This window comes from Aestuariibacter sp. A3R04, from assembly GCF_018860805.1.
Classification (GTDB): Bacteria; Pseudomonadota; Gammaproteobacteria; order Enterobacterales; family Alteromonadaceae; genus Alteromonas.
In genome coordinates, this window is sequence record NZ_JAHKQR010000003.1 from 813,453 (window position 1) to 837,542 (window position 24,090).

The 24,090-nt window shown below is 48.2% G+C and carries 17 protein-coding genes; 5 read left to right on the forward strand and 12 right to left on the reverse strand.

Features of this window, described 5'->3' with window-relative positions; translation table 11 throughout:
• Positions 1–14 precede the first annotated feature (14 nt).
• Positions 15–1,370, reverse strand: coding sequence for an exodeoxyribonuclease VII large subunit (gene xseA, locus KO518_RS08280; RefSeq protein WP_216025343.1), 1,356 nt, complete (start codon positions 1,368–1,370; stop codon positions 15–17).
• A gap of 103 nt (positions 1,371–1,473) precedes the next feature.
• On the opposite strand from xseA, the gene guaB reads away from it, so the two are divergent.
• Together guaB and guaA are read left to right on the forward strand one after the other, a co-directional pair.
• Complete coding sequence (guaB, locus tag KO518_RS08285) at positions 1,474–2,943, forward strand: IMP dehydrogenase (protein WP_216025344.1); 1,470 nt, start codon at positions 1,474–1,476, stop codon at positions 2,941–2,943.
• Positions 2,944–3,016: 73 nt separating this feature from the next.
• Complete coding sequence (guaA, locus tag KO518_RS08290) at positions 3,017–4,594, forward strand: glutamine-hydrolyzing GMP synthase (protein WP_216025345.1); 1,578 nt, start codon at positions 3,017–3,019, stop codon at positions 4,592–4,594.
• A gap of 69 nt (positions 4,595–4,663) precedes the next feature.
• Here guaA and KO518_RS08295 read toward each other — a convergent pair whose 3' ends face one another.
• The 6 genes from KO518_RS08295 to KO518_RS08320 all read right to left on the reverse strand — a co-directional run bounded on the left by KO518_RS08295 (position 4,664) and on the right by KO518_RS08320 (position 12,747).
• Positions 4,664–5,836 (reverse strand): MFS transporter, encoded by a 1,173-nt coding sequence (locus tag KO518_RS08295; RefSeq protein WP_216025346.1) that lies wholly within the window; start codon positions 5,834–5,836, stop codon positions 4,664–4,666.
• Between the two features lie 83 nt (positions 5,837–5,919).
• Positions 5,920–7,182 (reverse strand): NAD(P)-binding domain-containing protein, encoded by a 1,263-nt coding sequence (locus tag KO518_RS08300; protein ID WP_216025347.1) that lies wholly within the window; start codon positions 7,180–7,182, stop codon positions 5,920–5,922.
• A 52-nt stretch (positions 7,183–7,234) separates the two neighbouring features.
• A complete protein-coding gene (locus tag KO518_RS08305; protein WP_216025348.1) occupies positions 7,235–7,681 on the reverse strand; it encodes a MarR family winged helix-turn-helix transcriptional regulator in 447 nt (148 codons plus the stop codon).
• Positions 7,682–7,919: 238 nt separating this feature from the next.
• The gene (locus KO518_RS08310; RefSeq protein WP_216025349.1) at positions 7,920–8,936 is read right to left on the reverse strand and encodes a DUF4340 domain-containing protein; all 1,017 of its coding nucleotides are present in this window, start codon (positions 8,934–8,936) and stop codon (positions 7,920–7,922) included.
• Complete coding sequence (locus KO518_RS08315) at positions 8,937–11,840, reverse strand: Gldg family protein (protein ID WP_252736019.1); 2,904 nt, start codon at positions 11,838–11,840, stop codon at positions 8,937–8,939. It lies immediately after the preceding gene.
• A complete protein-coding gene (locus KO518_RS08320) occupies positions 11,833–12,747 on the reverse strand; it encodes an ABC transporter ATP-binding protein (protein WP_216025350.1) in 915 nt (304 codons plus the stop codon). The genes KO518_RS08315 and KO518_RS08320 overlap by 8 nt, the downstream gene beginning before the upstream one ends.
• A gap of 784 nt (positions 12,748–13,531) precedes the next feature.
• Between KO518_RS08320 and KO518_RS08325 the strand changes: the two genes are divergently transcribed.
• On the forward strand, positions 13,532–14,272 hold the full coding sequence (locus tag KO518_RS08325) for a PEP-CTERM sorting domain-containing protein (RefSeq protein WP_216025351.1): 741 nt from the start codon (positions 13,532–13,534) through the stop codon (positions 14,270–14,272).
• A 92-nt stretch (positions 14,273–14,364) separates the two neighbouring features.
• On the opposite strand, the gene katG is transcribed toward KO518_RS08325, so the two are convergent.
• Complete coding sequence (gene katG, locus KO518_RS08330) at positions 14,365–16,602, reverse strand: catalase/peroxidase HPI (RefSeq protein ID WP_216025352.1); 2,238 nt, start codon at positions 16,600–16,602, stop codon at positions 14,365–14,367.
• 291 nt (positions 16,603–16,893) lie between these two features.
• On the opposite strand from katG, the gene KO518_RS08335 reads away from it, so the two are divergent.
• Together KO518_RS08335 and KO518_RS08340 are read left to right on the forward strand one after the other, a co-directional pair.
• Positions 16,894–18,516: a methyl-accepting chemotaxis protein gene (locus KO518_RS08335; protein WP_216025353.1), complete on the forward strand. Its 1,623-nt coding sequence runs from the start codon at positions 16,894–16,896 to the stop codon at positions 18,514–18,516.
• A gap of 60 nt (positions 18,517–18,576) precedes the next feature.
• On the forward strand, positions 18,577–19,476 hold the full coding sequence (locus tag KO518_RS08340) for a histone deacetylase (protein ID WP_216025354.1): 900 nt from the start codon (positions 18,577–18,579) through the stop codon (positions 19,474–19,476).
• On the opposite strand, the gene KO518_RS08345 is transcribed toward KO518_RS08340, so the two are convergent.
• From KO518_RS08345 to tsaA, 4 genes are all read right to left on the reverse strand, one after another.
• Positions 19,473–20,390, reverse strand: a complete 918-nt coding sequence (locus KO518_RS08345; RefSeq protein ID WP_371742273.1) for a phospholipase A — start codon at positions 20,388–20,390, stop codon at positions 19,473–19,475. The two genes, KO518_RS08340 and KO518_RS08345, sit on opposite strands and share 4 nt — an antisense overlap.
• Positions 20,391–20,401: 11 nt before the next feature.
• Positions 20,402–21,244, reverse strand: coding sequence for an MBL fold metallo-hydrolase (locus KO518_RS08350; protein ID WP_216025355.1), 843 nt, complete (start codon positions 21,242–21,244; stop codon positions 20,402–20,404).
• Positions 21,245–21,301: 57 nt separating this feature from the next.
• Entirely contained in the window at positions 21,302–23,005 is a 1,704-nt protein-coding gene (locus KO518_RS08355) for a proline--tRNA ligase (RefSeq protein WP_216025356.1), read from the reverse strand.
• A gap of 104 nt (positions 23,006–23,109) precedes the next feature.
• Positions 23,110–23,811, reverse strand: coding sequence for a tRNA (N6-threonylcarbamoyladenosine(37)-N6)-methyltransferase TrmO (gene tsaA / locus KO518_RS08360; RefSeq protein WP_371742274.1), 702 nt, complete (start codon positions 23,809–23,811; stop codon positions 23,110–23,112).
• Between the last annotated feature and the right edge of the window lie 279 nt (positions 23,812–24,090).

A 24,090-nucleotide genomic window follows, 5' to 3' on the forward strand; every position in this document is an offset into this window, starting at 1 on the left:
TTGCAATTTTTATTTTAGCTTTTTGTATCAACAGAGATAACTTTACTGGTAATCGCACCTTCTGCTAGCCGGGTTTCTAAAATATCGCCGGTATTGACATTTCCGGAGTGAGTAAGGGGGATATTGTTCACCATTGAGATAGAATATCCTCGGCTCAGTGTGCTTAGTGGGCTGACGCTGTGAAGCACGCCAGCGGCGCTGGCGAGTGCGCGCTGTTTGTCTTTGAGTGTTTGCAAACACGCGCGATTTAGTGCCTTTTGTAACGAAGCTTGGCGATCTTTTGCCCGTAAGATGCGGTTTACGGGTGTCATTTGCTCCAGCTTGTTTTGCCACTGGCTGAGTGTACGCCGTTCCTGAGACAAGCGCGCTGTCATTGCGTGGGTCAAAGAGAGTGCAAGTCGATCTAACGTTTGCGCCTGGTGTTCCAGTTTTCTAGATGGGTGTACAGCTTTAAGGCGAGCACACAATAAGAGCATTTTGTGTTTGTGTTCGCGTAATTGTTGCATCCACGCTCGAATCAATTGTTTTTCTTTGTCGCGGCATGTAATTTGCTGGCTTTCCCAGTCCTGACTCAGTAATTCCGCGCCAGCTGAGGGGGTTGGGGCGCGCACGTCGGCGACAAAATCGGCAATGGTTACGTCAACTTCGTGACCCACCGCGCTGACAACCGGTATCGGCGAAGCAGAGATACAGTGAGCCAGGCTTTCATTGTTAAAGCACCACAGGTCCTCCAGTGCCCCCCCGCCCCGGGTGAGTAGTATCACATCAACTTCATTGCGACGATAGGCGGTTTCAAGTGCTTTAATGATATGAAAATGCGCCTGTTCGCCCTGTACCATTGTAGGATACACAATTACTTCGGTAGATGGACTTCGTCTTTTTAATACGGTGAGTACGTCGTGAAGGGCTGCGCCGGAAGGTGATGTGATTACGCCTATGCGCTTGATTACCAAGGGTAGGGGACGTTTGGCGTCGGCGTCGAATAAACCGTCGCGCTGTAGTTTCGACTTTAATGCTTCAAATGCTTGTTTCAGGTGCCCTTCGCCATCGGGCTCAAGGTGTTCTGCTACCAGTTGATAGTCTCCGCGAGGCTCGTAAAGACCGACAGAGGCGCGAACAAGCACTTTATCTCCTTCTTTGGGCCGTTGCTTACAGTAGCGGTTCGTGTTTTTAAACATGGCCGCCTTTACTTGGGCTTTATTGTCTTTTAGCGTGAAATACCAGTGTCCGGATGCGGCACAGACAAAATTAGATATTTCGGCTGATAGCCAAATAAGCCCGATTTCACCTTCAAGTACGGTTCTTGCCAGGCGATTCAGCTTGGTAACCGTCAAAATTTGACGGGATGACGACGGAGTGTTGAAAATCATAGATAAAAAATATTCAGGTTTAATACGATTAGAGTTTACCTGATTATGAAAAAACACTACAATTGCGCCGCAATTAACTATCCACTTATTCAGGTGTTATTGCATGCTCAGAATCATTCAAGAAGCTCTTACCTTTGATGATGTATTGCTGGTACCCGGGCACTCTACAGTCCTCCCTCATACAGCAAACCTCCAGACTAAACTGACTCGTGGCGTGTCGCTGAATATCCCTATGGTATCTGCGTCGATGGATACGGTAACGGAAGCGCGTCTGGCGATCGCCCTTGCTCAGGAAGGCGGCATTGGCTTTATTCACAAAAACATGGAGCCCGCGGAGCAGGCAAAGCACGTTCGTGAAGTGAAAAAATACGAATCAGGTGTGGTTTCCGATCCAGTGACAGTTGAACAAACAACCGCCATTGGTGAAGTTTTGACGATGAGTAAAAATCTGGGATATTCCGGCTTTCCCGTAATTGACAAAGATAACAACCTGATTGGAATCGTAACTGGCCGGGATATGCGCTTTCAAAACCGCCTTGATTTACCGGTGAGCCAGGTGATGACGCCAAAAGAGAAACTCGTTACGGTAAAAGAAGGGGCTAACCCCGACGAAGTGCTGGATCTGATGCATGCTAATCGCATTGAAAAAATTCTTGTCGTCGACGATGGTTTCAAGCTCAAAGGCTTGATCACCGTAAAAGACTTTCAGAAAGCTGAAAACAAACCCAATGCGTGTAAAGATTCTCTGGGCCGTTTGCGCGTAGGTGCAGCGGTGGGTGTTGGAGCCGGTACAGACGAACGCATTGCAGGCTTGGTTGATGCGGGTGTAGATGTACTATTAATTGATACTTCCCATGGTCATTCGCAAGGGGTTATTGACCAGGTTTCCCGAATTCGTGGCGCTTATCCTGATTTACAGATTATCGCCGGGAATGTGGCAACGGCTGATGGGGCAAAAGCCCTCGCTGATGCCGGCGTTGATGGTGTTAAAGTGGGTATTGGTCCGGGGTCTATTTGTACTACGCGCATTGTTACCGGTTGTGGTGTGCCGCAGATCACGGCCATTGCAGATGCTGTGGATGCCCTGGAAGGTACTGGTATTCCGGTTATTGCTGATGGCGGTATTCGTTTTTCTGGTGATATTGCTAAAGCGTTAGCCGCTGGTGCAAGTTGTGTCATGGTCGGCAGCATGCTGGCAGGTACCGAAGAAGCACCAGGTGAGGTTGAGCTATATCAGGGCAGATATTATAAGTCCTATCGTGGTATGGGCTCCCTTGGGGCCATGAATCAGCGTCACGGTTCGTCTGATCGCTATTTCCAGGCGTCGGACAATGCGGAAAAACTGGTGCCCGAAGGCATCGAAGGCCGGGTGGCTTACAAAGGGCCAATTGCAACCATTATCCACCAGCAAATGGGCGGTCTTCGTTCTGCAATGGGTCTTACTGGTTGTGCCGATATTCCCACGTTAAATACTAAAGCACAGTTTGTGCGGGTAACCTCTGCGGGTATGGGGGAATCTCACGTGCACGACGTTAGCATTACTAAGGAAGCGCCCAACTACCGCTTGGGCTAATCGCCGATAAATTAGTAGTTTGTTTAGGCTGGTATTTCTACCAGCCTTTCTGTTTTATTTTACGGGTAAAAACATGACCACGAATATTCACAGCCAGCGCATACTTATATTGGATTTTGGCTCTCAATACACACAATTAATTGCACGTCGAGTACGTGAAATTGGCGTTTATTGTGAGCTGTGGGCCTGGGATGTCACAGAAGAACAAATTCGGGAATTCAACCCAGACGGTATTATTTTGTCTGGTGGACCGGAGTCGGTTACTGAATTGAATTCGCCCCGTGCGCCAGAATACGTCTTTGCCGCAGGCGTGCCAGTTCTGGGGGTATGTTATGGCATGCAAACCATGGCTGAACAACTCGGCGGTAGCGTGCAAGGCTCTAATAAGCGTGAATTTGGTTATGCCCAGGTCGAGGTGATTAAATCAAGCCCGCTGTTAGAGACCATCGAGGATCACATTGGCGACAATGGCAATGGGTTACTGGATGTATGGATGAGTCATGGTGATAAAGTGGCTCAAATTCCCGCTGGTTTTGAGACCATTGCCCAAACGCCTTCCTGCCCTCACGCGGCTATGCATAATCCTGAAAAACGTTTTTACGGCGTGCAGTTCCATCCGGAAGTTACCCATACTCGTCAGGGAATGCGAATTTTACGTCAGTTCGTCATGGATGTGTGTGGTTGTGAAAAACTCTGGACCGCCGATGCCATCATCGAAGATGCCATTGCCCGCATTAAAGAGAAAGTGGGCGATGATGAAGTGATTTTAGGACTGTCTGGCGGTGTGGATTCCTCTGTGGTCGCCATGCTTATTCATCGCGCCATTGGTGATAAGCTAACCTGTGTGTTTGTGGATAATGGTCTGCTGCGCTTAAATGAAGGCCAGCAAGTCATGGATATGTTCGGTGATCATTTTGGTTTAAATATCATTAAGATCGATGCCGAAGAGCGCTTCCTAGCCCGTTTGGCAGGAGAAGAAGATCCCGAGAAAAAACGTAAAATCATTGGTAATGAATTTGTCGCGGTATTCGACGAAGAAGCGTCAAAATTATCCAATGCCAAGTGGTTGGCCCAAGGGACTATTTACCCTGATGTGATTGAGTCTGCCGGTTCCGCCACCGGTAAAGCCCATGTGATTAAATCTCACCACAATGTGGGGGGCTTGCCGGAAGACATGAAGATGGGGCTAGTTGAACCCTTGCGGGAACTGTTTAAAGACGAAGTTCGCAAAATCGGTTTAGAGTTGGGTTTGCCCTACGATATGTTGTACCGTCATCCGTTCCCTGGCCCGGGTTTAGGGGTGCGGGTATTGGGCGAAATCAAAAAAGAGTATTGTGATTTACTCCGTCGCGCCGATGCCATCTTCATTGAAGAGCTGCACAATGCCGATCTTTACCACAAAGTGAGCCAGGCCTTCACCGTATTCTTGCCGGTGCGTTCAGTCGGTGTGATGGGGGATGCCCGTAAATACGATTGGGTGGTTTCCTTACGTGCCGTTGAAACCATCGACTTTATGACCGCCCATTGGGCCCACCTGCCTTATGATTTCTTGGGTAAAGTATCTAACCGTATTATCAATGAAATCGACGGTATTTCCCGGGTGGTATATGATATTTCCGGTAAGCCACCGGCCACCATTGAGTGGGAGTAGAGCTAGTTGTAAATAGCTAATCCGCTTTTTAAAAAATACAATGCCAGTCAGTTTTGTGACTGGCATTTTTTATTGTCGGCTAAGTTTGCGCATTGCCCAAAGCCCTATCACTGGGCCGGGGAGTAACCACCAGACCACCCACAATCCTTGCCATTGCCACAGCGCAGTGGTTAATGCGATGGATGGAATGGTGAGCGCAAAGCCGATGGCATTTAACATGGCCAAGGTTGAGCCGATGCGTTCTTTGGGGGCGGTTTCTGCGGCCAGGGCTGAAAATTGCGGCGAATCGGCAATGACGGTCAGGCCCCACAAAGCGAGTAAAACGAGCATCACCGTGGGGGACAAAAAGGCAACCAGGGGGTAAAGCAGACAAATAAGCCCGGAACAGCCAAGGGCCAGGCGCGCCACGAATAGACTTCCTAATGGTCGGCTCAGCGCTCCGCCGCCTATACAACCCATCAAACCCAGAGCGATGATAGTAAAGGCCACTAATGACGCAGAGAAACCTTGTGTGTGTAGTCGCCCTATTTCCCGGGCCACCATAAAGGGCACTAGGGTCCACAATGCATACAACTCCCAACTGTGACCAAAGTAGCCCATTGCCACAGCGCGAAAACGGGGTTCCCGTAAGGCCACGAGCCCGTCTTGTAATCGTGCCTTACCACTAGAGGGGGGTAAATGGGGGCCATCACCGAGAACGAAAATAGCCGCGCCACCCAGCAATGCTAACAGCGACGCGCTCAGTAGTGTCCATTGCCAAGGTAACGCGAGGGTGGCGCCACGCAGCAGATGAGGCAGGGCAGTGCCTAGGGTTAACATGCCCACTAGCCATGCCAGTGCGGCGCCCACATATTTAGGTATCCAGCCAATCACTAACTTCATGCCAAGTGGGTAGATGCCAGCGAGGCACAAACCGGTAAGAAACCGTAATAACAACGCCAAGGGCAGGTGGGCTGCCACAATGACAAAGCCGGCATTTGCCAGCGCGCCGGCTAGGCAGGAAAGGGCAAAAATACGGCTGGCACGCATTCGGTCCGCCAACCCTGTGGTGGCAATAAAGAGTGTACCAATAATGAACCCTGCTTGGACGGTAAGGGTTAGCCATCCCAGATCTTTTTCACTTAGCCCCACATCGGCAATGAGGGCCAAGCCCACGCCATTGATGGAGAACCAAAGGGACGTGCCACATAGCTGAGCTAGCACGACAACGAATAATGGATGACGTTGAATAAAAACTGTCATGCCTTCACCCTATTCGATAAAAGAAACCGCCCCTCATTAACCCTTAAGGTCATTCAAAACCTGCTGATTAGAGGGGCAGAGGCTTATTTTGAGCAACACGAACCAGGGACACGTGCATCACAAGACAACGGACTATTCGCAACCGCCGACTCGATGTCACCCTGATTCGCTAATAATGACGTGACTGACTTAACCTGTTTATAGCCGGTTTTCAGCAGAAACGTGGGTGCCCGGCCATAGCTTTTAATACCAACAACATAAAGTCCAGACTCAGGGTGAGAAAGCTCAGCTACGCCATGCTCAGGCACAGAGCCACAAGTGTGCAGGTTGGGATCAATCAGGGGGCCGAGGTTAACCGGACTTTGTGTGGCAGGATCAATGGCGATGCGCAGCTCACTTAGTAACGCAAGGTTGGGGCGAAATCCAGTGGCGGCAATGATTTCATCTACTGGGGGCAACGCCTTTGAATGGCTGTGTACCACCAGTTTGCCATTATCACTTTGAATTTTTTCGATGGCGATATGGGTAAATACTTCGATTTTACCCTCTTCCAATAGTGTTTGAATATGCACTTCGAGCCTTCTGCGTTCTTGTAGCTCATCGTTTTTTGGAGAGCGCACGATATTATCCACAGTTGCTTGACGGATCCCCCATAAAATACGTGTGTCTTGTGCTTGTTCAGACAGTTTGACAAGATCTTGCAATGCGTTATAGGCCGAATGGCCGCCACCGATGACCAGTACGGTTTTGCCTGCAAATTGCTCACGACGAGCACCCAGAATATTCGGTACCCCGTAACTAATTGATGAGGAAGCCGCAAGCTCGCCGATAGCGGGAATACCATGGGCGCCAAGCCAATTGGGAGTCTGATAGGTACCCGATGCATCAATGATGGCCCGAACAAGGATGTCGCGCTCACCGTCAGCATTGGAAACTCGGACCACGAAGGCGGCGTCTTCCCGTCCGTCGTTGCGCAAAACATCGTGATATTGGCGGCTGATGTTGTCAACACGGGTATTTAAATGCAGGTGTGGCGCAATCTTTTCATGGGATGCCAAAGGAAGCACATAGCGATCAAGCAATTCCCTTCCCGTTGGAAAATCGGTGAGCGCCGGTTCGGTCCAGCCCGTTTCTTTAAGTAACGATATCGCGGTAGGATCCATATTGTATGCCCAAGGCGAAAACATGCGCACATGAGCCCAGTTTGCAATGTTGGAACCGGCACAGTCACCGGATTCAAACACAATGGGGGTTAGCCCCGCGTCGAGTAAGTTCACCGCGGCGCTAAGCCCGATGGGGCCGGCACCGATGACAGCGATGGGCAAGTTTTCCACATTACATGACATAAATAGTCCTCCAGGATGTTGTTGGTAACAACTATATGGTTAAAAAAATAGCTTACGCGCCGAGTCGGGCGCGGGCTGCCACAGTTAATTTGTTCAGCAATGCAAGGGCGGCATCCACCACATCATCAGGAATATCTGCGATCATTGATGCCTCTTCTGCAATCAGGCTTTTGCGTATGGTTGCATAGAGTGCCTGGCCTTCGTTGGTGAGCGATAGCTGAACTGCGCGTTGATCATGGGGATCTAAGGTCTTTTGCACATAACCTTTACGAAGTAAGGCATCAACCACACGGCTTGTGGTGCTCTTATCTAGGCACATTTCTTCCGCTAAGGCTTTTAGCCTTAAGGGGCCACGTTTTACCAAGGTTTCCAGGGCGTAGCACTGAGCCACCGACACGTTATGGCAGCATATGCTTTCACGATCGCGAAATTGGTGTACGCGGATCAGCTGATTAACGGTTTCGTAAAGCGCTTCTGCGCGCTTGAGTTTTGTGTCCATTTGGGTGCTACTGACTTATGTTGTTAGTAACAACATTATCGTATCATTTTGTTTTCTGCAAGCCTTAAGACTTGTTCAATGGCACTGTATTTTAAGGGAATGACTAGGGGGACAACGTGGAGGTGGTTACCACGGCCGTAGGGTAGGCAGGAACGTAGAACCGGTATTGTTAGGGCTAAAATAATAACATACTGGCTTCAGGGTGAAGCCAGTATGTCATATTAGTAAAAAAGGTTAATTACTGTTCATCTTCAGTTTGCTGCGTGTCCTGAGGAGCCTCCTCTTTTTGTTTATCTGGCGTTAGGGTTTCAAGTTTGGCGTCGTCAATTAACGCCGTTGCCCGATAGTTGGCCAGTTTGAAATACTCAGGGCGTAAAGAGCTTTTAAGTATGTAGCCACCGGTATCCTGTTTTCCTATTTGATAGGTGATGGTGTCATCGGTTTGGGTGGTGACACGAATGGACAGCACGGGTTCTGAGAGTTTGTATTCTGGCTTATCCTCTGTACCCATGACGCTTTCGTATTGGATACTGGCAAGGGTATCGGCCAGGTTATTCACCGCATCACTATCGAGGTAGGTGCCATCGGCGAGATCCACGCCCTCCCAACGAGTGGAAGGAGTGGCATCGCTGGATGGGTCATCCTTGTTGTCGTTGTCACTGGCTACAGGTTGCACCGTTAAGCCATTAACGGCAATTTGGGCAATGGAAGATTTATCGATGTTAAGGAGTGATTTATCTTCCCAACCGGTTTTATCAACGGATACCTCATAAGAAGCCATCTCGATGGTATGAATATCATCACTCTTTTCTTCCCTCGCATGAATAATTCGCATACTCGGAGAGGTTCCTAAATAGATCCGTGCCAGGTTCTCACCCTTCGATGCCAAGGTAATGCGTCGTTCAAATTTATTGTCAGACACTTCAAAGCGTTCCTGGGCGCTGGTACTGGTGGCTACCGGACGGGTGACCTGCACTGTTGCCAATTTATTCAATAGCTCAGTGATTTTTGTTTTATTCGCTGGAAAATTATCCAGTTGGGGCAGTACCCACTGGTTATCCTGTTTACGCAAATGGACTTTTTCATCTTCATCAGCGCCTTCTAAAACAATATCATCGATGCTGTCTTGTTCAAATTGAACAAAAGCAACGGGATCGGCTTTTGCTGTGACATCTCGCTTGGTCAGACCTATGCCCGCAACCAGAATGAGCTGAACAACCAGCAAGGCAACGAGCAAATTAACGGTGTTCTTCATTTACTTTACCTCCGCCAAAATTGCATTGTATTTACGGCTATCTGCCGCCGCGACACTATGACGCCATGCCCAAATTAGGATGAGAGCCAGTATGGCCAGTCCATAGTTAGCCCACTCCCACCAACGTTGTTCATCCGGTGACATGGGGAGCAGGGTGCGGGCGAGTTGGGTTTGTCCTCTAAGGGCAAGTAATCCCCGGTCTTCTAAGGACCAATCAATGGTGTTTTGTACAAAATCCAAGGGCTTGGTGTAGTAGGTATTTAAACTTTGCGATACCAGGCTCACCGCCGCATCCGAGGCAAAGGTATTGCTTGCAACCACTGTGAGTCGGGCAGAAGAGGGCGACCGCGTGATGACACTGCCAATGGCCGATGGGGGCTCCTTATCATCTGCTGTCTCCGACTTATCTGGCTCCGACTTATCTGTCTCCTTGTCATTGTCTGGCTCCTCATCGCTACTGAGAAGTGGCGAGGACTTATCTTTATAGAAGGAGGTAAAACGTCCCTCAATGGCCACGCCTAGGAGATAGGCATCGTGTTCATCGGCAGGGGCAAATCCTGAATCGGGATAGCGTTCATAGTTGGGGATGAGGTTGAGATCATCCGACGTCCAGCTGTTTTTTGAACTGCTGAGAAGTTTGGTAACCTGCCTATCTTTATTTTTTTCATCATCAATGTGAATCGGTGATGCCCAGTTAAGGGTGAGTTGCTCCAAGGATGCCGTAATAGGGTTATCGCCATTAAGACTGTCCCCCCGTAAATCCGGGAAGTGGGGGTAGGGAAGCATGCGGATCTCCTGAATAGGAAGACCGCCGATATAGCGCTGTACCGGTACCGGAAGGGCGGTATTTTGTGGGTCAAGCACCATGGTTTCATCAATCTTGACGCCATAATGGGCTAACCAGTCTTCCAATCCCGAGGTGTGTTTGCTGGCGGTGAGGCTTTGGGCCGCCTGTACATTAAAGGGGGAGGTCATCAGCACCACGCTTCCCCCTTGCATTAAAAACTGATCAACGGCGAAGCGTTGTTTGTCATTTAAATTCTGGGGCGCAAGCACCAGCAATAGGTCGCTGTCTTCGGCGACCTGACCATCGCTGAGGTCTTCTTCTTTTACCCGGACATTTTCTTTAAGCACTTGTTCCAAAGAATTATATCCTTGGGCGTTAGGTCCATAGGCCACAGGTTTGACCACCGACACGGTTTTTAATATACCCGGTGTCAGGCGATGCAAGGCACTATCCAGAGACCGTTTGAGGGCAGCTTTGTCGAGGTTTTCCGGTAGCGGCACCTGCACCGTTTCACTGTTACTCTCCAGTACCATGTAGAACCAGAAAGGCTGGGGATCAAACAAACTGGCTACCTGTGGACTAAAGCCAAAATTTTGCTTAAGTTCGCTGGCCAGTTCGCCGTTATTTGCACCTGGATCAGCGAAGTTGAGGGTAAGCTTGTCACCGGCTTGTTTTTTCCATTCATCCAGCAGGGAATCAAGATCGTTGCGCAGGTTTTGCAAGGATTCTGGGAGCTGGTTGCTAGGCGAGATATAGCCATTAAAGGTGACGTTATTTGTCAGCATGGCAAAGGGATTGGCTCCGGCTTGATAGCTACCTGCAACTTTACGTATTGCCCGGGTAATGGCGTATTCAGGGTTTTTTAGTACTACGTCTAAATCTTGCCCTGTTTGAGATTTTACCTCGATAAGATCACGGAAACCCAAGGTCTCAAATTGATCGCCATAGGAGATAACCAGATCAAAATACGAACTGACAACAGCGGATTGGTAGCGGTCAGCCGTTTGGAAAGGTACCGGTTTAATGCCAAAGCGAGAGGCCGCTTCCTCTTCTGCTTCACGGTCTTGTGTGGGGTCGATAAGCTCAACGCTAACACGTCCGTCGCTGGTAACCGCATATTCTTTTAATAAGTCCTCGAGTTGGGGAACTAAGGGCGCCAGCAATGGATGGGTTTTAGCAGAAAAGTAGCCGCGGATAACTAACGGCTCCTGAAGTGACACAAGTTGACTTTCTGTAGCGTCAGACAATGAATACTGTTGTCCTTCGGTTATATCCGCCCTGGCCCAAGTAATGGTATTTAACCAACAATTTGCCACAATGAAATTGGCAATGGTGAGCCCTACAGCCCATTGATACAGCCGATGTTTCTTGCAAATAGGGTTGCCTGCCCAGCGAAAACGCTCCAGAGAAAGCAGGTTTAAGGCTAAAAAGATGCCTATTATTGAAACGTAGTAGTAGAGATCCCGAATATCTACTACGCCCCGGGTAATGGATTCAAATCGACTGCCTGTGCCCGCAAGTGACAGCAGCTGGCTTATCTGTCCACCGAAGAGGTCAGTCAGTGTGGAAGAGCCGATAAAATAGAATAGTCCGCATACCATTGCGGTTAAAATAAGGGCGACCACAGGGTTGTCCGTACGGCCACTGGTGTAAAGCCCAATAGAGATATACGCAGCAGCTAAAAATAGGGTCGCCACGTAGCCACCAATAACCAGCCCCCAATCCAAGGGCCCTAATAGAGATACTGTGATGGGCAAAGGCAGGGTAAGAACGAGGGCCAGGGCCACAAGGGCTAATGTGGCAGCAAACTTGCCCCAAATTAATTGTAGCGGCGACACTGGTGAGGTGAGCAAGCTTTCTAGTGTGCCAGCTCGGCGTTCTTCAGACCAAGCCCGCATGGTCAAGGCCGCCACAAGAAAGATCAGTAACAGTGGCAGCCATTGGAAAAGGGGTCTGACATCGGCAATATTACGGGCGAAAAATGTTTCAACCCAGAAAAATACAAATAATGTGGCCGCCACAAAACCACCTAAAAACAGGTATGCCGCGGGCGTTGAAAAGAAGCTACGGAATTCTTTGCGGGTGATTTGCATGAAAATAGAAGAAAAATTAGCCATGGTGTACCTCTTCATTTATCTGTGCAAACAGGGTTTCAAGATCATGTCGCTCGCCAGTCAGTTCATATAGTTGATGCCCTGCGTCAATCACGGCACGCGCAATGGCAGGAGAGATGTCAGGATCTGCAACAACGCGATAGCGAATACGCTTTGGTGGTGCAGGCAGTACGGTGACATCTTTCACCTTGGGAAGGCTAAGTAATTTCTGCTTCATATCCTGGCTAACTGTCAGCAATAGGGCATCTTCTTTTTGCAGTTCTGCGAGTTTCGCATCGACAACAAGACGACCTCCCCGCAGTATTAGTACCCGTTCACATACGGCCTGTACTTCTTGCAAAATGTGGGTTGATACAATTACCGTGGCGGTTTTTGCCAACTCCTGTATTAAGGTTCGCATGTGACGAATTTGAGTGGGATCCAAACCATTGGTGGGCTCATCTAAGATCACAATTTCAGGCTCATGCAATATTGCCTGGGCCACACCTACGCGCTGTCTATAGCCGCGAGAGAGTGTCTGGATAGGGGCGGTGGCCTTATCTTTAAGGGCTGTACGGGCAATGGCTTTGGCAATAGCCGCTGTACGCTTTGTTGGAGGTATATTATGCAGCGCCGCTTGGTAATCGAGGTAGTCGATGACAGTCATTTCGGGCCATACCGGACAATTTTCCGGCAAATATCCCATTTTTTTTTGAATTTCCTTGGTTTGTTTTCCAATGGCAAGGCCGTCAACTTGTATGATGCCAGCGGTGGGCTCAAGGTAGCCAGTAAGCATTTTCATAATACTGGTCTTACCAGCACCGTTGTGACCCAGTAGTCCGACAATTTCGCCACGCGCGATATTAAAGCTAACATCGTTAACTGCACGAAATTTGCCGTAACGACGTTCCAGGTGTTTTACCTGAATCATGGAGTTTCTCCTAAGTTAGCATTTTACATTTTTTGTGAATACACTCGCATGCCCACGCCAGTTGGGGCGGTGAATGAACTTTTGGTAAGACGCGGGCAGGACTGAATTGCAGACAGCTGAATAGCTTGGGTGTTAATGACGAGGTTACAGCGTGTTGCAGGAACACAAAAAGAATTAACACAGGTAGGATTTATTCTATTCATAAGTCATCAATTTTAGCTCGCCGGTACCACGTCCGCATGATGAAAGTTCAATAAAAAGGGTTAGTGTTCACCCAAGCTCCTGTAAGAAAATGTATTGAACCTGGGCGAGACCAACACGTGTGCAAAAATAATGATTGGCAAATGAAATTTCAACCGTACTTAAAAGCGTTTTCGGTTAATGGGAGGCTAGGTAAGGCAAAGCGTCATGCAGGAAATTGACGTGTTACATGTTTTTGGGTTTTGAATTAGGAAATCCGGTGCCGAATCTAACGTTCATAATGGCGCTTTCGGCTTTTCACTGTACTGCACATTCACACATTGTGGTGGCTAGTGCGCATCATTAGTTAAACCAGTGATATGTAGAATCTAAGCTTGCTCCAAAGATGAATGATTTTATTAGTACTAAAGTGTTATTTTTTTAAACTAGATATTTATTTTGTGTTTTAAAAGTTTACATTTTTGTATCGCTATATTTTTAAGTTATTGTTATTAATAAAATAAAATCATGGCCTGTTTAATGCTTTGAATGGGTTGCAGAAAAATAATAAGCAGTTCATACACGGTTTAAACGGAGTTTAAAAATGAAAAGATTACTACTATCGACCTTGTTATTATGCGGCACGGCCAATGCTGGTATTGTGACATTAAGCGAAACTAACTTTAATGCGTCTGCGGGTCAAATCACGTTTTCTGAGTTTGCGGTGGGAACGGTTAATCCATTTTACACCGCGGCTGACTATGGCGGTGCTGCGGATGCTCCTGATGTGTCTTTTGACGGGTGGTTTATGGGGCAATCACTAAGTCTTGATCCTGCAACCGATTGTCCTGGAGCATCGGCAACTGCGTGTATTGTGGGTATGCCTGATTCTCCGTTGATGCTCGATCCCTCAGCCCCAGACACGGCAATCGTTTCCGATGGCGCAAACCCGACTTCTCCCGTATTGAGCGGAACACCTACGTTTAACGGCGGTATCGCAGTGTTGTTCAGTACTGATCAATTTGGCGTAGGTTTTGACGGTGGCTTTTTTGATGCCGTGGGTTCTACGGCAATTACGGCATTCGCCCGTGATGGTAGTCTGATTGGTTCCGTCGCAAATACGATAACTGGAATAGAATTCCTAGGCTTAGCCACAGATGACAATACTGCTTCAATTGCCGGTGTATTTTTGGATCTGGTAGGCGCGGAACCAGCTGGCTTCGCGATTGATAATATCCGTTTTGGACAAGTAGGTGATATCGATGTCAGTGTGCCGTTACCACATTCTTTCTCGTTAATGCTCATAGCCTTAGGTGGTCTTTTTGTTGCACGTCGCAAAAAGTAAGAGGCAAATAACAAATAAGAAACCCGATAAATGCGTTTATCGGGTTTTTTTACTTCACTTACATCGAAATCCCCTATTTCTCTTTGTTTAGATCACTTCAGATCGAAGCGGTCATTTCTCATCACTTTTACCCACGCGGTAACAAAATCGTTGACGAATTTGTTTTGCGCATCGGCTGCGCCATAAACTTCAGCTACAGCACGGAGTTCTGTATTTGAACCGTAGATGAGATCAACCGGTGTTGCGGTCCAGCGAATTTTTCCTGATGCTCTGTCTACACCTTCGTACAATCCAATACTGTTGTCAGATTTTCTCCACTGTGTAGACATGTCAAGCAAGTTCACAAAAAAATCGTTGGTCAGCTTACCAGGCTGAGTGGTTAAGACACCGTGAGCGGAGCCGTCCGCATTGACATTTAACGCCCGCATTCCGCCGAGTAAAACTGTCATTTCGGGAACCGTCAGTGCCAGCTTGTCGGCTTGATCAACCATCATTACAGCAGGTGAACGATACGCGTTTCGCGTATAGTAATTTCTGAATGCATCGGCCGTTGGTTCAAGTACAGCGAATGAGTCAATGTCTGTCATCGCTTGGGTGGTGTCGGCTCTGCCCGGTGCAAACGGAACGGTTATGCTAACGCCAGCATCAGAAGCGGCTTTTTCGATGGCTGCCGCGCCACCTAATACAATCATATCAGCCAAAGATACTTTGGCCTTAGAAGAGCGGCTATTGAAGTCCTGTTGAACGTCTTTAAGTACAGAAAGCACTTTTTGAACTTCTTTTGGATTATTGATCTTCCAGTCTTTTTGAGGTGCCAGCGCAATACGTGCACCATTTACGCCGCCGCGCATATCTGTATCGCGATAACTGGCTGCCGCTGCCCATGCTACCCGAACCAATTCCTGAACCGTGAGCTTGCTATCCAGAATAGTTTTTTTCAAGGATGATGCTTGCTCAACAGAAATCAATGGGTGGTCTACCTCAGGGATGGGATCTTGCCAAATTAAGTCCTCATCCGGAATTTCGTTGCCCAGATAACGGGCTTTGGGACCGAGATCGCGGTGGTTTAACTTAAACCAGGCTTTGGCGAAGGCTAACTCAAACGCTTTTGGATCGTTGTGGAATCGCTGTGCAATTTCCCTGAAAGCAGGATCTTCCTTCAGCGCTAAGTCAGTGGTAAACATAATTGGCGCGTGGCGCTTGCCTTTGACATGAGCGTCGGGGACCATACTGGCTGCTGCGTCCGATGTTGGGACCCACTGAATGGCGCCTGCAGGACTTTTTGTTTGTTTCCATTCGAAGCTAAACAAGTTGTCTAGATAGTTGGTTGTCCACTGCGTGGGTGTAACCGTCCAGGCGCCCTCAAGGCCACTTGTCATAGTGTCTTCAGCGTTCCCTTTTCCGCATTTGTTTTTCCAGCCTAAACCTTGATCTTCCAGTGCGGCAGCGGCGGGCTCTTTACCTAGGCAATCCGCTTTTTTCGCACCGTGCGCTTTACCAAACGTGTGGCCACCTGCAATAAGCGCTACAATTTCTTCGTCGTTCATTGCCATTCGGCCAAAGGACATACGGATGTCTTTTGCTGCCAGCAGCGGGTCGGGGTTACCGTGAGGTCCAACGGGGTTGACGTAAATCAAACCCATTTCCACTGCTGCCAATGGTCCTTTTAAATTGCCTTTTCCATCGCGTCGCTGATCGGTGAGCATTTCTTCTTCAGGGCCCCAATACACGTTGTCTGGCTCCCAGTCATCTGCCCGACCACCGGCAAAACCAAAGGTTGTAAAGCCCATGTCTTCTAGTGCCACATTGCCGGTAAGGGCGATAAGATCTCCCCAGGAAATACTGCGGCCGTATTTTTGCTTAACTGGCCAGAGCAATCGTCGAGCTTTGTCGAGATTGGCGTTATCAGGCCAACTGTTCAATGGATCAAAGCGTTGCTGCCCACCGCCAGCGCCGCCGCGCCCATCGATAGTGCGGTATGTGCCCGCTGCGTGCCACGCCATGCGAATGAAAAACGGTCCGTAATGACCGTAGTCTGCCGGCCACCAGGGTTGTGAAGAGGTCAGTACCTCTCTTATATCAGTTTTAACGGCGTTTAAATCCAGGCTTTCAAACTTGTCTGCGTAGTTAAAATTGTCACCATAGGGGTTGGACTCTACGCTGTGTGCCCGTAGTTGTGATAGATCGAGTTGTTCAGGCCACCAGAATGTATTGCTTTTTGGGGCTTCGTCGACAACGTTGTTCGCATCGTGACCCACGGTGGATGACGTGGCTCCCGGTGATATAGCCATGGCGACGGCGGCTACAACGGGAAGGAGTAGTATTTTCATGAATTTTTCCTTTAGCGAGTGGTGTAGTGTAACTTCAAGCCTCTGAAATATGCTCTACGCGCCCCGGTTTGGGAAATGGGTTATTTCGATTACAGCAATCTGTTTTTGTTATTAACCTGTTAACACTATGCTATTAATGCCATGCAGCAAAGCTTGGCATGCTGTATCCGGTATTGCACAGCGAGAAGACAATGACGACAAAAAGAGAAAAAGGGAAATGGAATGTCATGTTGTTGTAATAATCCTATTTTCTAATACTTTCGTCTTAATTCGTGGTCTTCAGGATTTGCCGTGTTTAATTACTCCAGTATCAGTCGGCTAGTAATGACGCCTGTCATGGCCACCGTATTTGTACTTGTGGCGTTGAACATCGCGTCACTGTATAAATCATTTTCATTGTTACAACACTTTGATGAACTCGAACACACATTAATACAGTCAGAACGCGAAGTTACCGCCATACTGAACACTTTTAAAACCCAGGTTCAGGAATGGAAAAATACCCTTTTAAGGGGGCATGATAAGAGCAATAGGGAAAAGTACTGGCAACGATTTCAGCAACGGGAAGCTGACGTGCGTCTAAGCTTTGAGAAATTACTTTCCAATGATAGTTTAAACGACCAGGCAAGAGGGGATATAAAGCGATTTTTAGATGCCCACAGGCTCATGGCGTCTAAGTATCGGGAAGGTTATGAAGCCTTTGTTCAATCCGGGTATGATCCAAAGGTGGCTGATGCTTACGTAAAGGGAATGGACAGAGAACCGGCTGTGCTGTTGGCGCAGGTGGCTGAAGAAATTGCCCGGCAATCCGCTGACGCGTTTGCCATGTTGCAAAGCAATACTCGTCGTATGCTGTGGAGTGTGCTGGGTACTGCGGTAATGTTGTCCTTTGTCTCCGTTTATTACCTTATCTATAGGTTGCGAAAAGAAGTAATCCATCCTATCAGACATATTGCTAATTGTATTTCAGGTTTGGCTAACAGTCGCTATGATTATTCGTTGTCCTATGAGCGCAGGCACGAGTTAGGTGTATTGGCAGATTCCGCTCGAGCACTACAAAGGAAGCTCAAAAGCTCTGTTGCTTTACTTTCCGATGCCGAGAGCCGGGTTGTTGAATCGGTTCAGCGTTTGCAAGAGGTAAGTCACGCTATTTTGTCTGGTGCACAAGAGCAACAAAACAACAGTCGCTTATTAGACGGCAGTACAGATGAGCTCAGACAAATCGTACAGAGTTTGGTTACTATTACTGATCAGGTGGCCGTAGCGACCAACAAGTCTGAGAGTAATGTCGAAGCGTGTTTCTCTACTTTTACAAAAGCTAATGATGGATTTAAACAGCTTGCTGAAACTGTAAATGCTTCCAGTGACATTGTTAGTGCTTTGCAGTGTCGAAGTGCAAATATACTCAAAGTGGTTAACGTCATCAATGAAATCGCGGATCAAACCAATCTACTCGCATTAAATGCTGCAATAGAGGCAGCCAGAGCTGGCGAGCACGGACGAGGATTTGCGGTAGTGGCCGATGAAGTCAGAGCACTGGCTGCTAAAACACAGCAATCTACCCGTGAAATTAACGAAATTTTGTCTGGTTTTGAATCAGAAGCGAAAGGAGCTGTCATTGCGATGCAGTCGGGAAAGAGACTGGCAGATGATAATGCCAGGGAGGCAGCTCTTGCGCTAGATACTTTGAACGATGTGGTTTGCGATATCCAGGAAACGGCGGGTGTAGTGGTTGAACTCAACAGAGCTGCTGATCAGCAAGCGCTGGTTTTAAAACAGGTTGAAGATGTGACGGGCGCCTCGATTAAGTCGTCAGAACGCTATCTCGCGTTGTCACAGCGACAAGATATTTCCGATACCATGAAACAAATGGCAGCAAACGTTCGAAAAGTGGTTGCGTCACTAACAGGCTAAACCAAACAAATGATTTTTGTGGCATCATAAGCAATATGCGCGTTTTCACGGAGTTGTAATGTGAAGCCATTAGTTTTCCATCCTATTTACAGTCAGCTAAACCTACCGGTACGGCACCGGTTTCCCATCCAAAAATACCAGGGAATTTACGACGCACTGCTGAAAAAAGGCGTATCTTCTGCCGCATTTTCTCAACCCAAAGCGGTAACAGAGCAACAACTGGCTGAAGTGTTTTGCCCACAGTATGTTCGCGCACTGTGCCATGGTCAGTTGGACGAAAAAGCCATGCGACGCATTGGCTTTCCCTGGTCTTCCCAACTGATTCAGCGTTCCTTAACTGCGGTAGGAGGGACATGTCAAACCGCTCATTTGGCGGCTGAGCATGGCATAGCGCTTAACCTCACCGGCGGATATCATCACGGGTTCCGCGATTTTGGATCGGGTTTTTGTCTTTTCAATGATTTGTATTTCGCAGCACAGCAAATGCTCAAACGCATCGCCGTAGACAGAGTGATGGTAATCGACTGCGATGTGCATCAAGGAGATGGAACGGCCAAGCTGGCAGAGAATGACGCGCGGATATTTACGCTTTCTGTTCACTGCGAAAGAAATTTCCCCCATCGCAAACAGCAGTCAGATGTAGATATAGGCCTGGAAAAAGGCACGACGGATGCGGAGTATTTGGAAACCCTTGAGCAAGCGCTTATTTTGGCATTCAGACAATGTGCACCAGATTTTGTCATCTATGATGCCGGTGTCGATGTGCATGAGGATGATGATCTTGGTCTACTCAACGTTTCCACCCAGGGTGTTTACGAGCGGGATAAATTAGTGCTTGATTGGTGTCAGCGAGAAGGCATACCCGTGGCCTGTGTGATTGGAGGTGGTTATCAGCGTGACATTGGCGCATTGGTAAACGTACACCTGCAGCTTTTTCGGGCCGCAGGTGTAGTAGCTTAAAGAAAGGTAAGTTGGAAGCCTAAGCCTATGCGCTCCTGACTTCGGTTGTAGTCAATTAGGGAGTCGCCATATCCATTGAAATACTGGAGTAAAACTTCATAGCGATTGGAAATAGGGTAGGTGATATCTAACTGAATACTCCCCCGGTTATTATTGATATTGAGATTGTTTCGCACTAAAGCCAGTAACTTGAACTGCCCCATACGAGTGCCGTATCCAAACTCCATTCTGCCGTAGTAATCATTGATATCCGGGTTGTCATCCCCTGTTGGGTCCAATGGGTCTGTTTTTTCATCTTCCGGAAGTCGGTACCAGGTTTTGAGATAATAGATATCATCGTAATCACTAAATAGGACTGAGGCGTAAATTCTATTCCAGCTTCTGGAACGCTCACCACTTTGACCATTCGACATGTGGTTGAAACCTATTTGAAACGCATTAAAATCGTACCCTAACAACGTGATATCGGCGTCTTGTTGGTAGAAAATTTCCGGCTGGTAGTTGGTTTCTCGGAAGGGCTTCGATACTTCGCTATTATACAATTGCCAGAATGATGTCAGTGTAAAGCCAAAGTACAGGCCATCGGCGGAGCTTTCTCTTAAGTACAGTGGCAGTTTAACGCTGAGCTGAAATTTGGCTTCTGCGTTATCTACATTTTCTGGCGTTAAATCCTGGTTGCCCGATGCGTTTGGGTTAGTGACATAGGTGATGGGCAACAGGTAATTGGGATGATATTGAGTGATGGAAAACAAATTACCCAGCGCTTGTTTGTCAGCCTCAACGCGGGAACTAAGGATCGCAGGAGCGGGCTGTTGACTTTCTACAACGGGTGTTTCTTCTTGCGACTGGGCGTTGGAATGCAAAGAAAAGGCATTGAAAAGCAATCCGACAGTCAGGATCTGGAATTTGGTCACTTGAGTACCTGTTAGTTGAATTTGAGGGACTGCCCCTCTGCGGCAGCAAATACAGACACGCTGGATTCCGCTATCGCAGTATATTCATTGCAGTGAGCTACCACAGCGTCTATGTCATCATCAGTTCTTTCCGGGTCATGGCTATACAATGCCAGTTGCTTTGCATTTGACGCCATGGCGAGCTTGACAGCTTCTTCTGCAACAGAATGCCCCCAGCCCGATTTGGCAGGCATATCAGACAACATGTACTGCGCGTCGTGGATGATCACGTCTGCATCTCTGGCAAACTCCACAAACGTGAGGAAGTCGGTTTCCTTTTTGTAGGGAGGGTAGAGTTCATTATCCGTGATATAGGCAACTTTAGCACCATCAGCTTCAATGGTGTATGCACTGCCTTTTCCCGGGTGATTCATCGCCAGACGGGTGATAGTGGCCCCGCCAATTTGCCAACTGTCTATTGATTCGGGGATCGGTTTTATTGATATCTGAGATGTTAGGGCGCTGGCGGGAACGGGGAATACCGAACCTTGCATTTGTTGAAGAATTTGATCGAACTCCGGCATTGTCGTCATGCCGGGAGTGATGTTGATTTCCCTGTTTGGCTGGTAGATAGGAGCAAAAAATGGAAAGCCCTGTATGTGGTCCCAGTGATTGTGAGATAACAATAAATGAATGGGGGTTTGCTTTTTTATTAAGAGATTACCGAGTTCGCGAATACCGGTACCTGCATCAAGGATGATGTCTGTACCATCGGCGAGACTCAGGTGTACACACGCCGTGTTACCGCCGTATCTGACATAATCCCGCCCAGGGGTGGGAATTGAACCTCGGACACCATAAAAGGTTAGCTGCATGGTTTCTCCTGACGCAACATCGCCGGGGTATGTAATACCCCAGCTTCTCTGATAAGTCTATAACGTCGAAATAAACTCGCCAACTTTATCGATGTCTAACAACGTTTTTTCACCGGTAATGCGATTCTTGTATTCGACCTGTCGATTGTCGAGGTTTCTCTCACCGATAACAATACTGTGAGGAATGCCCACCAGCTCCATGTCGTTAAACATGACTCCCGGACGTTCCTTCCTGTCGTCAAACAGGACGTCGACATCTTGCTTTTTGAGATCTTCGTACAATGCTTCCGCCGTTTCTCTAATACGTTGAGACTTGTGCATGTTCATAGGAATAAGGGCAAGGGTGAAAGGCGCAATAGACATCGGCCATTTTATCCCAAACTTATCGTGGTTTTGTTCTATAGCGGCTGCAACTATGCGCGATACACCAATACCGTAGCATCCCATTGTGAGTGTCTGATGTTTACCTGTTTCACTGAGCACGCCGCAGTTCATCGCTTTTGAGTATTTGTCACCCAACTGAAAAATATGGCCTACTTCAATACCTCGTTTAATATCCAGGACTCCTTTTCCACACGGCGAAGGATCACCGGCTACCACGTTGCGGATATCCGTGCTTTCTGGCGCTGTTAGCCAATTGGCATTCGTGAGTAGAGAACCTTTTTTACCGGCACCGCAGGTGAAATCAGCCAAAGCCGCCGCACTGTGATCGACGACACTGGCTATCGGGAGATGTCGGGGGTCTGCATATACGGCGGGACAACCCAACACCGCTTCAGCCTTTTCCGGACTTGCGATGGCCAATGGTGTTGCTACTAGCGGGTGCTTCTCAGCTTTTACTGTGTTTAGTTCGTGGTCTTTGCGCAAAACTAAGGCTACCCATTTGTCAGTATCGTCATCGCTAACTGCTTTTACCACTACAACTTGTAAGGTGTTAGCTTCACTGAGTTCACCCTTTGCAATCAAGCTGTCTGGTGAGGCATCATCAGCAACGGCGATTTCTGTTTCAACGGCCCCGCTGGGTACCTCTTTTGTTACCGGCGCTACGGCTTCGGCCATTTCTACGTTCGCTGCATAATCTGATTCTGTAGAGAATGCAATAGCATCTTCGCCTGAGTCGGCAAGTACGTGAAATTCGTGTGATACCGCTCCGCCGATGGCGCCCGAGTCAGCAATAACCGCTCGAAAATCAAGGCCCAGTCGGGTGAAGATGTTGCTGTACGCTTGGAACATGACATCGTAGGTTTGTTGCAGTGACGCGTCGTCGAGATGAAAACTGTAGGCGTCTTTCATGGTAAATTCACGGCCGCGCATAATGCCAAAGCGGGGACGCACTTCATCGCGAAATTTAGTCTGAATCTGATATAAGTTTACAGGCAACTGTTTGTAGCTACTGATTTCATTTCGCACCAGGGATGTAATGACTTCCTCGTGAGTGGGGCCCAGGACAAAATCCCGCTGATGACGGTCTTTAATACGCAGCAATTCGGGCCCGTATTCTTCCCATCGACCCGATTCTTCCCATAAATCGGCTGGCTGCACGACTGGCATCAACACTTCAATCGCCCCCGCTTTGTTCATTTCGTCGCGAACGATGCTGGCTACCTTGTTCAATACCCGCAGGCCGCTGGGCAACCAGGTATATAAGCCAGCCGCGAGTTTGCGGATCATACCCGCTCGAATCATGAGCTGGTGGCTGATAACTTCTGCATCTGCAGGTGTCTCTTTTTGCGTTGACAGCAGATATTGGCTTGTGCGCATTACGGGTTACGTCCTTTAGCAAAGAATAAAAAAACCGCGTCATTCTAGCAGTATAGAAAAAGTCAAAAAAGCCGTTTTTTCAATTCCTTCTTTTCGACGTTATTCTACGGCAGGTTTTCAATGGCTAGCACACAGATTTCTCCTTGTCTCACACACCAGCTGATGTCTTTTTCAAATAGCGCTACACGGTATATTTTTGCGTCGTCATCCAGGTGCTGTTTGTAGGCAGGACGCGGGTCTTGGGAGAGTATGCTTCTGATGAATGTACGAGCGTCAGGATAGCTGACACACAGCGCGTCAAGTTCCAAATTAGCCATTGGAGAAAAGTGGACAGTGCGCTCCGGAATAGGTTGATATTCGGTCAGTCGGTCTGTGGCGTTGTCGACCCGATCAGCATAGGGCAGGTATGGCTTGATATCAACGATGGGGGTTTGGTCAAGCAGATCAACGCCACTAACGTCGAGACAGATCCGTCCATTAACTGTGTGAAGACCTTCGTTTTTTACCACCGACATGCCTATGCCATTGGGCCGGTGTGTGCTTCTGGTGGCGAATACCCCTAAGGTGTTGTTGCCACCTAGCCGAGGTGCTTTTACCTGAAGTTTCCATCCGCGCCTGGCAGTAGCGTGAAAATGAAATAATAACCACACATGGCTGAAGCCTTCCAGCCCCTTAAACGCCTGTGGGTCATCAAAAGGCGTGTCGAACGTAACACGTCCGGATGCATTGGCCAGATTGGGTTGACGGGGAATGGCAAACTTTTGTTTGAATGGCGTAGCGATAACACCTATGGGCTGTATATTCACGACGTTTGAGCTCAAGTGAAAGACGATGTCAATTTTTCTCTATTGTCATAATTATCTCATAAATCGCGGCTATGATACGACTCGAATTTACAAGGAGGTTGTGGCTGGGCACACCTCTGGTTCCCTGGATCCCAGTTTCTTCTTGCCCTGCTTTTTGCAGGGCTTTTTTTGTCTACTGCTTGGTACTTCTCGGGTTTGGTTGCAGCGAAAGGGAAGGCTAAAAACGGTGATTGATGCTGGTAAATATGTCACTATAATGATACCGGATTTGTCAGAGAG

What these genes read in the sequence shown, in the direction of transcription:
- xseA (WP_216025343.1), bottom strand. Translation starts at nt 1,370, where the DNA reads ATGATTTTCAACACTCCGTCGTCATCCCGTCAAATTTTGACGGTTACC.
- guaB (WP_216025344.1), top strand. Translation starts at nt 1,474, where the DNA reads ATGCTCAGAATCATTCAAGAAGCTCTTACCTTTGATGATGTATTGCTG.
- guaA (WP_216025345.1), top strand. Translation starts at nt 3,017, where the DNA reads ATGACCACGAATATTCACAGCCAGCGCATACTTATATTGGATTTTGGC.
- KO518_RS08295 (WP_216025346.1), bottom strand. Translation starts at nt 5,836, where the DNA reads ATGACAGTTTTTATTCAACGTCATCCATTATTCGTTGTCGTGCTAGCT.
- KO518_RS08300 (WP_216025347.1), bottom strand. Translation starts at nt 7,182, where the DNA reads ATGTCATGTAATGTGGAAAACTTGCCCATCGCTGTCATCGGTGCCGGC.
- KO518_RS08305 (WP_216025348.1), bottom strand. Translation starts at nt 7,681, where the DNA reads ATGGACACAAAACTCAAGCGCGCAGAAGCGCTTTACGAAACCGTTAAT.
- KO518_RS08310 (WP_216025349.1), bottom strand. Translation starts at nt 8,936, where the DNA reads ATGAAGAACACCGTTAATTTGCTCGTTGCCTTGCTGGTTGTTCAGCTC.
- KO518_RS08315 (WP_252736019.1), bottom strand. Translation starts at nt 11,840, where the DNA reads ATGGCTAATTTTTCTTCTATTTTCATGCAAATCACCCGCAAAGAATTC.
- KO518_RS08320 (WP_216025350.1), bottom strand. Translation starts at nt 12,747, where the DNA reads ATGATTCAGGTAAAACACCTGGAACGTCGTTACGGCAAATTTCGTGCA.
- KO518_RS08325 (WP_216025351.1), top strand. Translation starts at nt 13,532, where the DNA reads ATGAAAAGATTACTACTATCGACCTTGTTATTATGCGGCACGGCCAAT.
- katG (WP_216025352.1), bottom strand. Translation starts at nt 16,602, where the DNA reads ATGAAAATACTACTCCTTCCCGTTGTAGCCGCCGTCGCCATGGCTATA.
- KO518_RS08350 (WP_216025355.1), bottom strand. Translation starts at nt 21,244, where the DNA reads ATGCAGCTAACCTTTTATGGTGTCCGAGGTTCAATTCCCACCCCTGGG.
- KO518_RS08355 (WP_216025356.1), bottom strand. Translation starts at nt 23,005, where the DNA reads ATGCGCACAAGCCAATATCTGCTGTCAACGCAAAAAGAGACACCTGCA.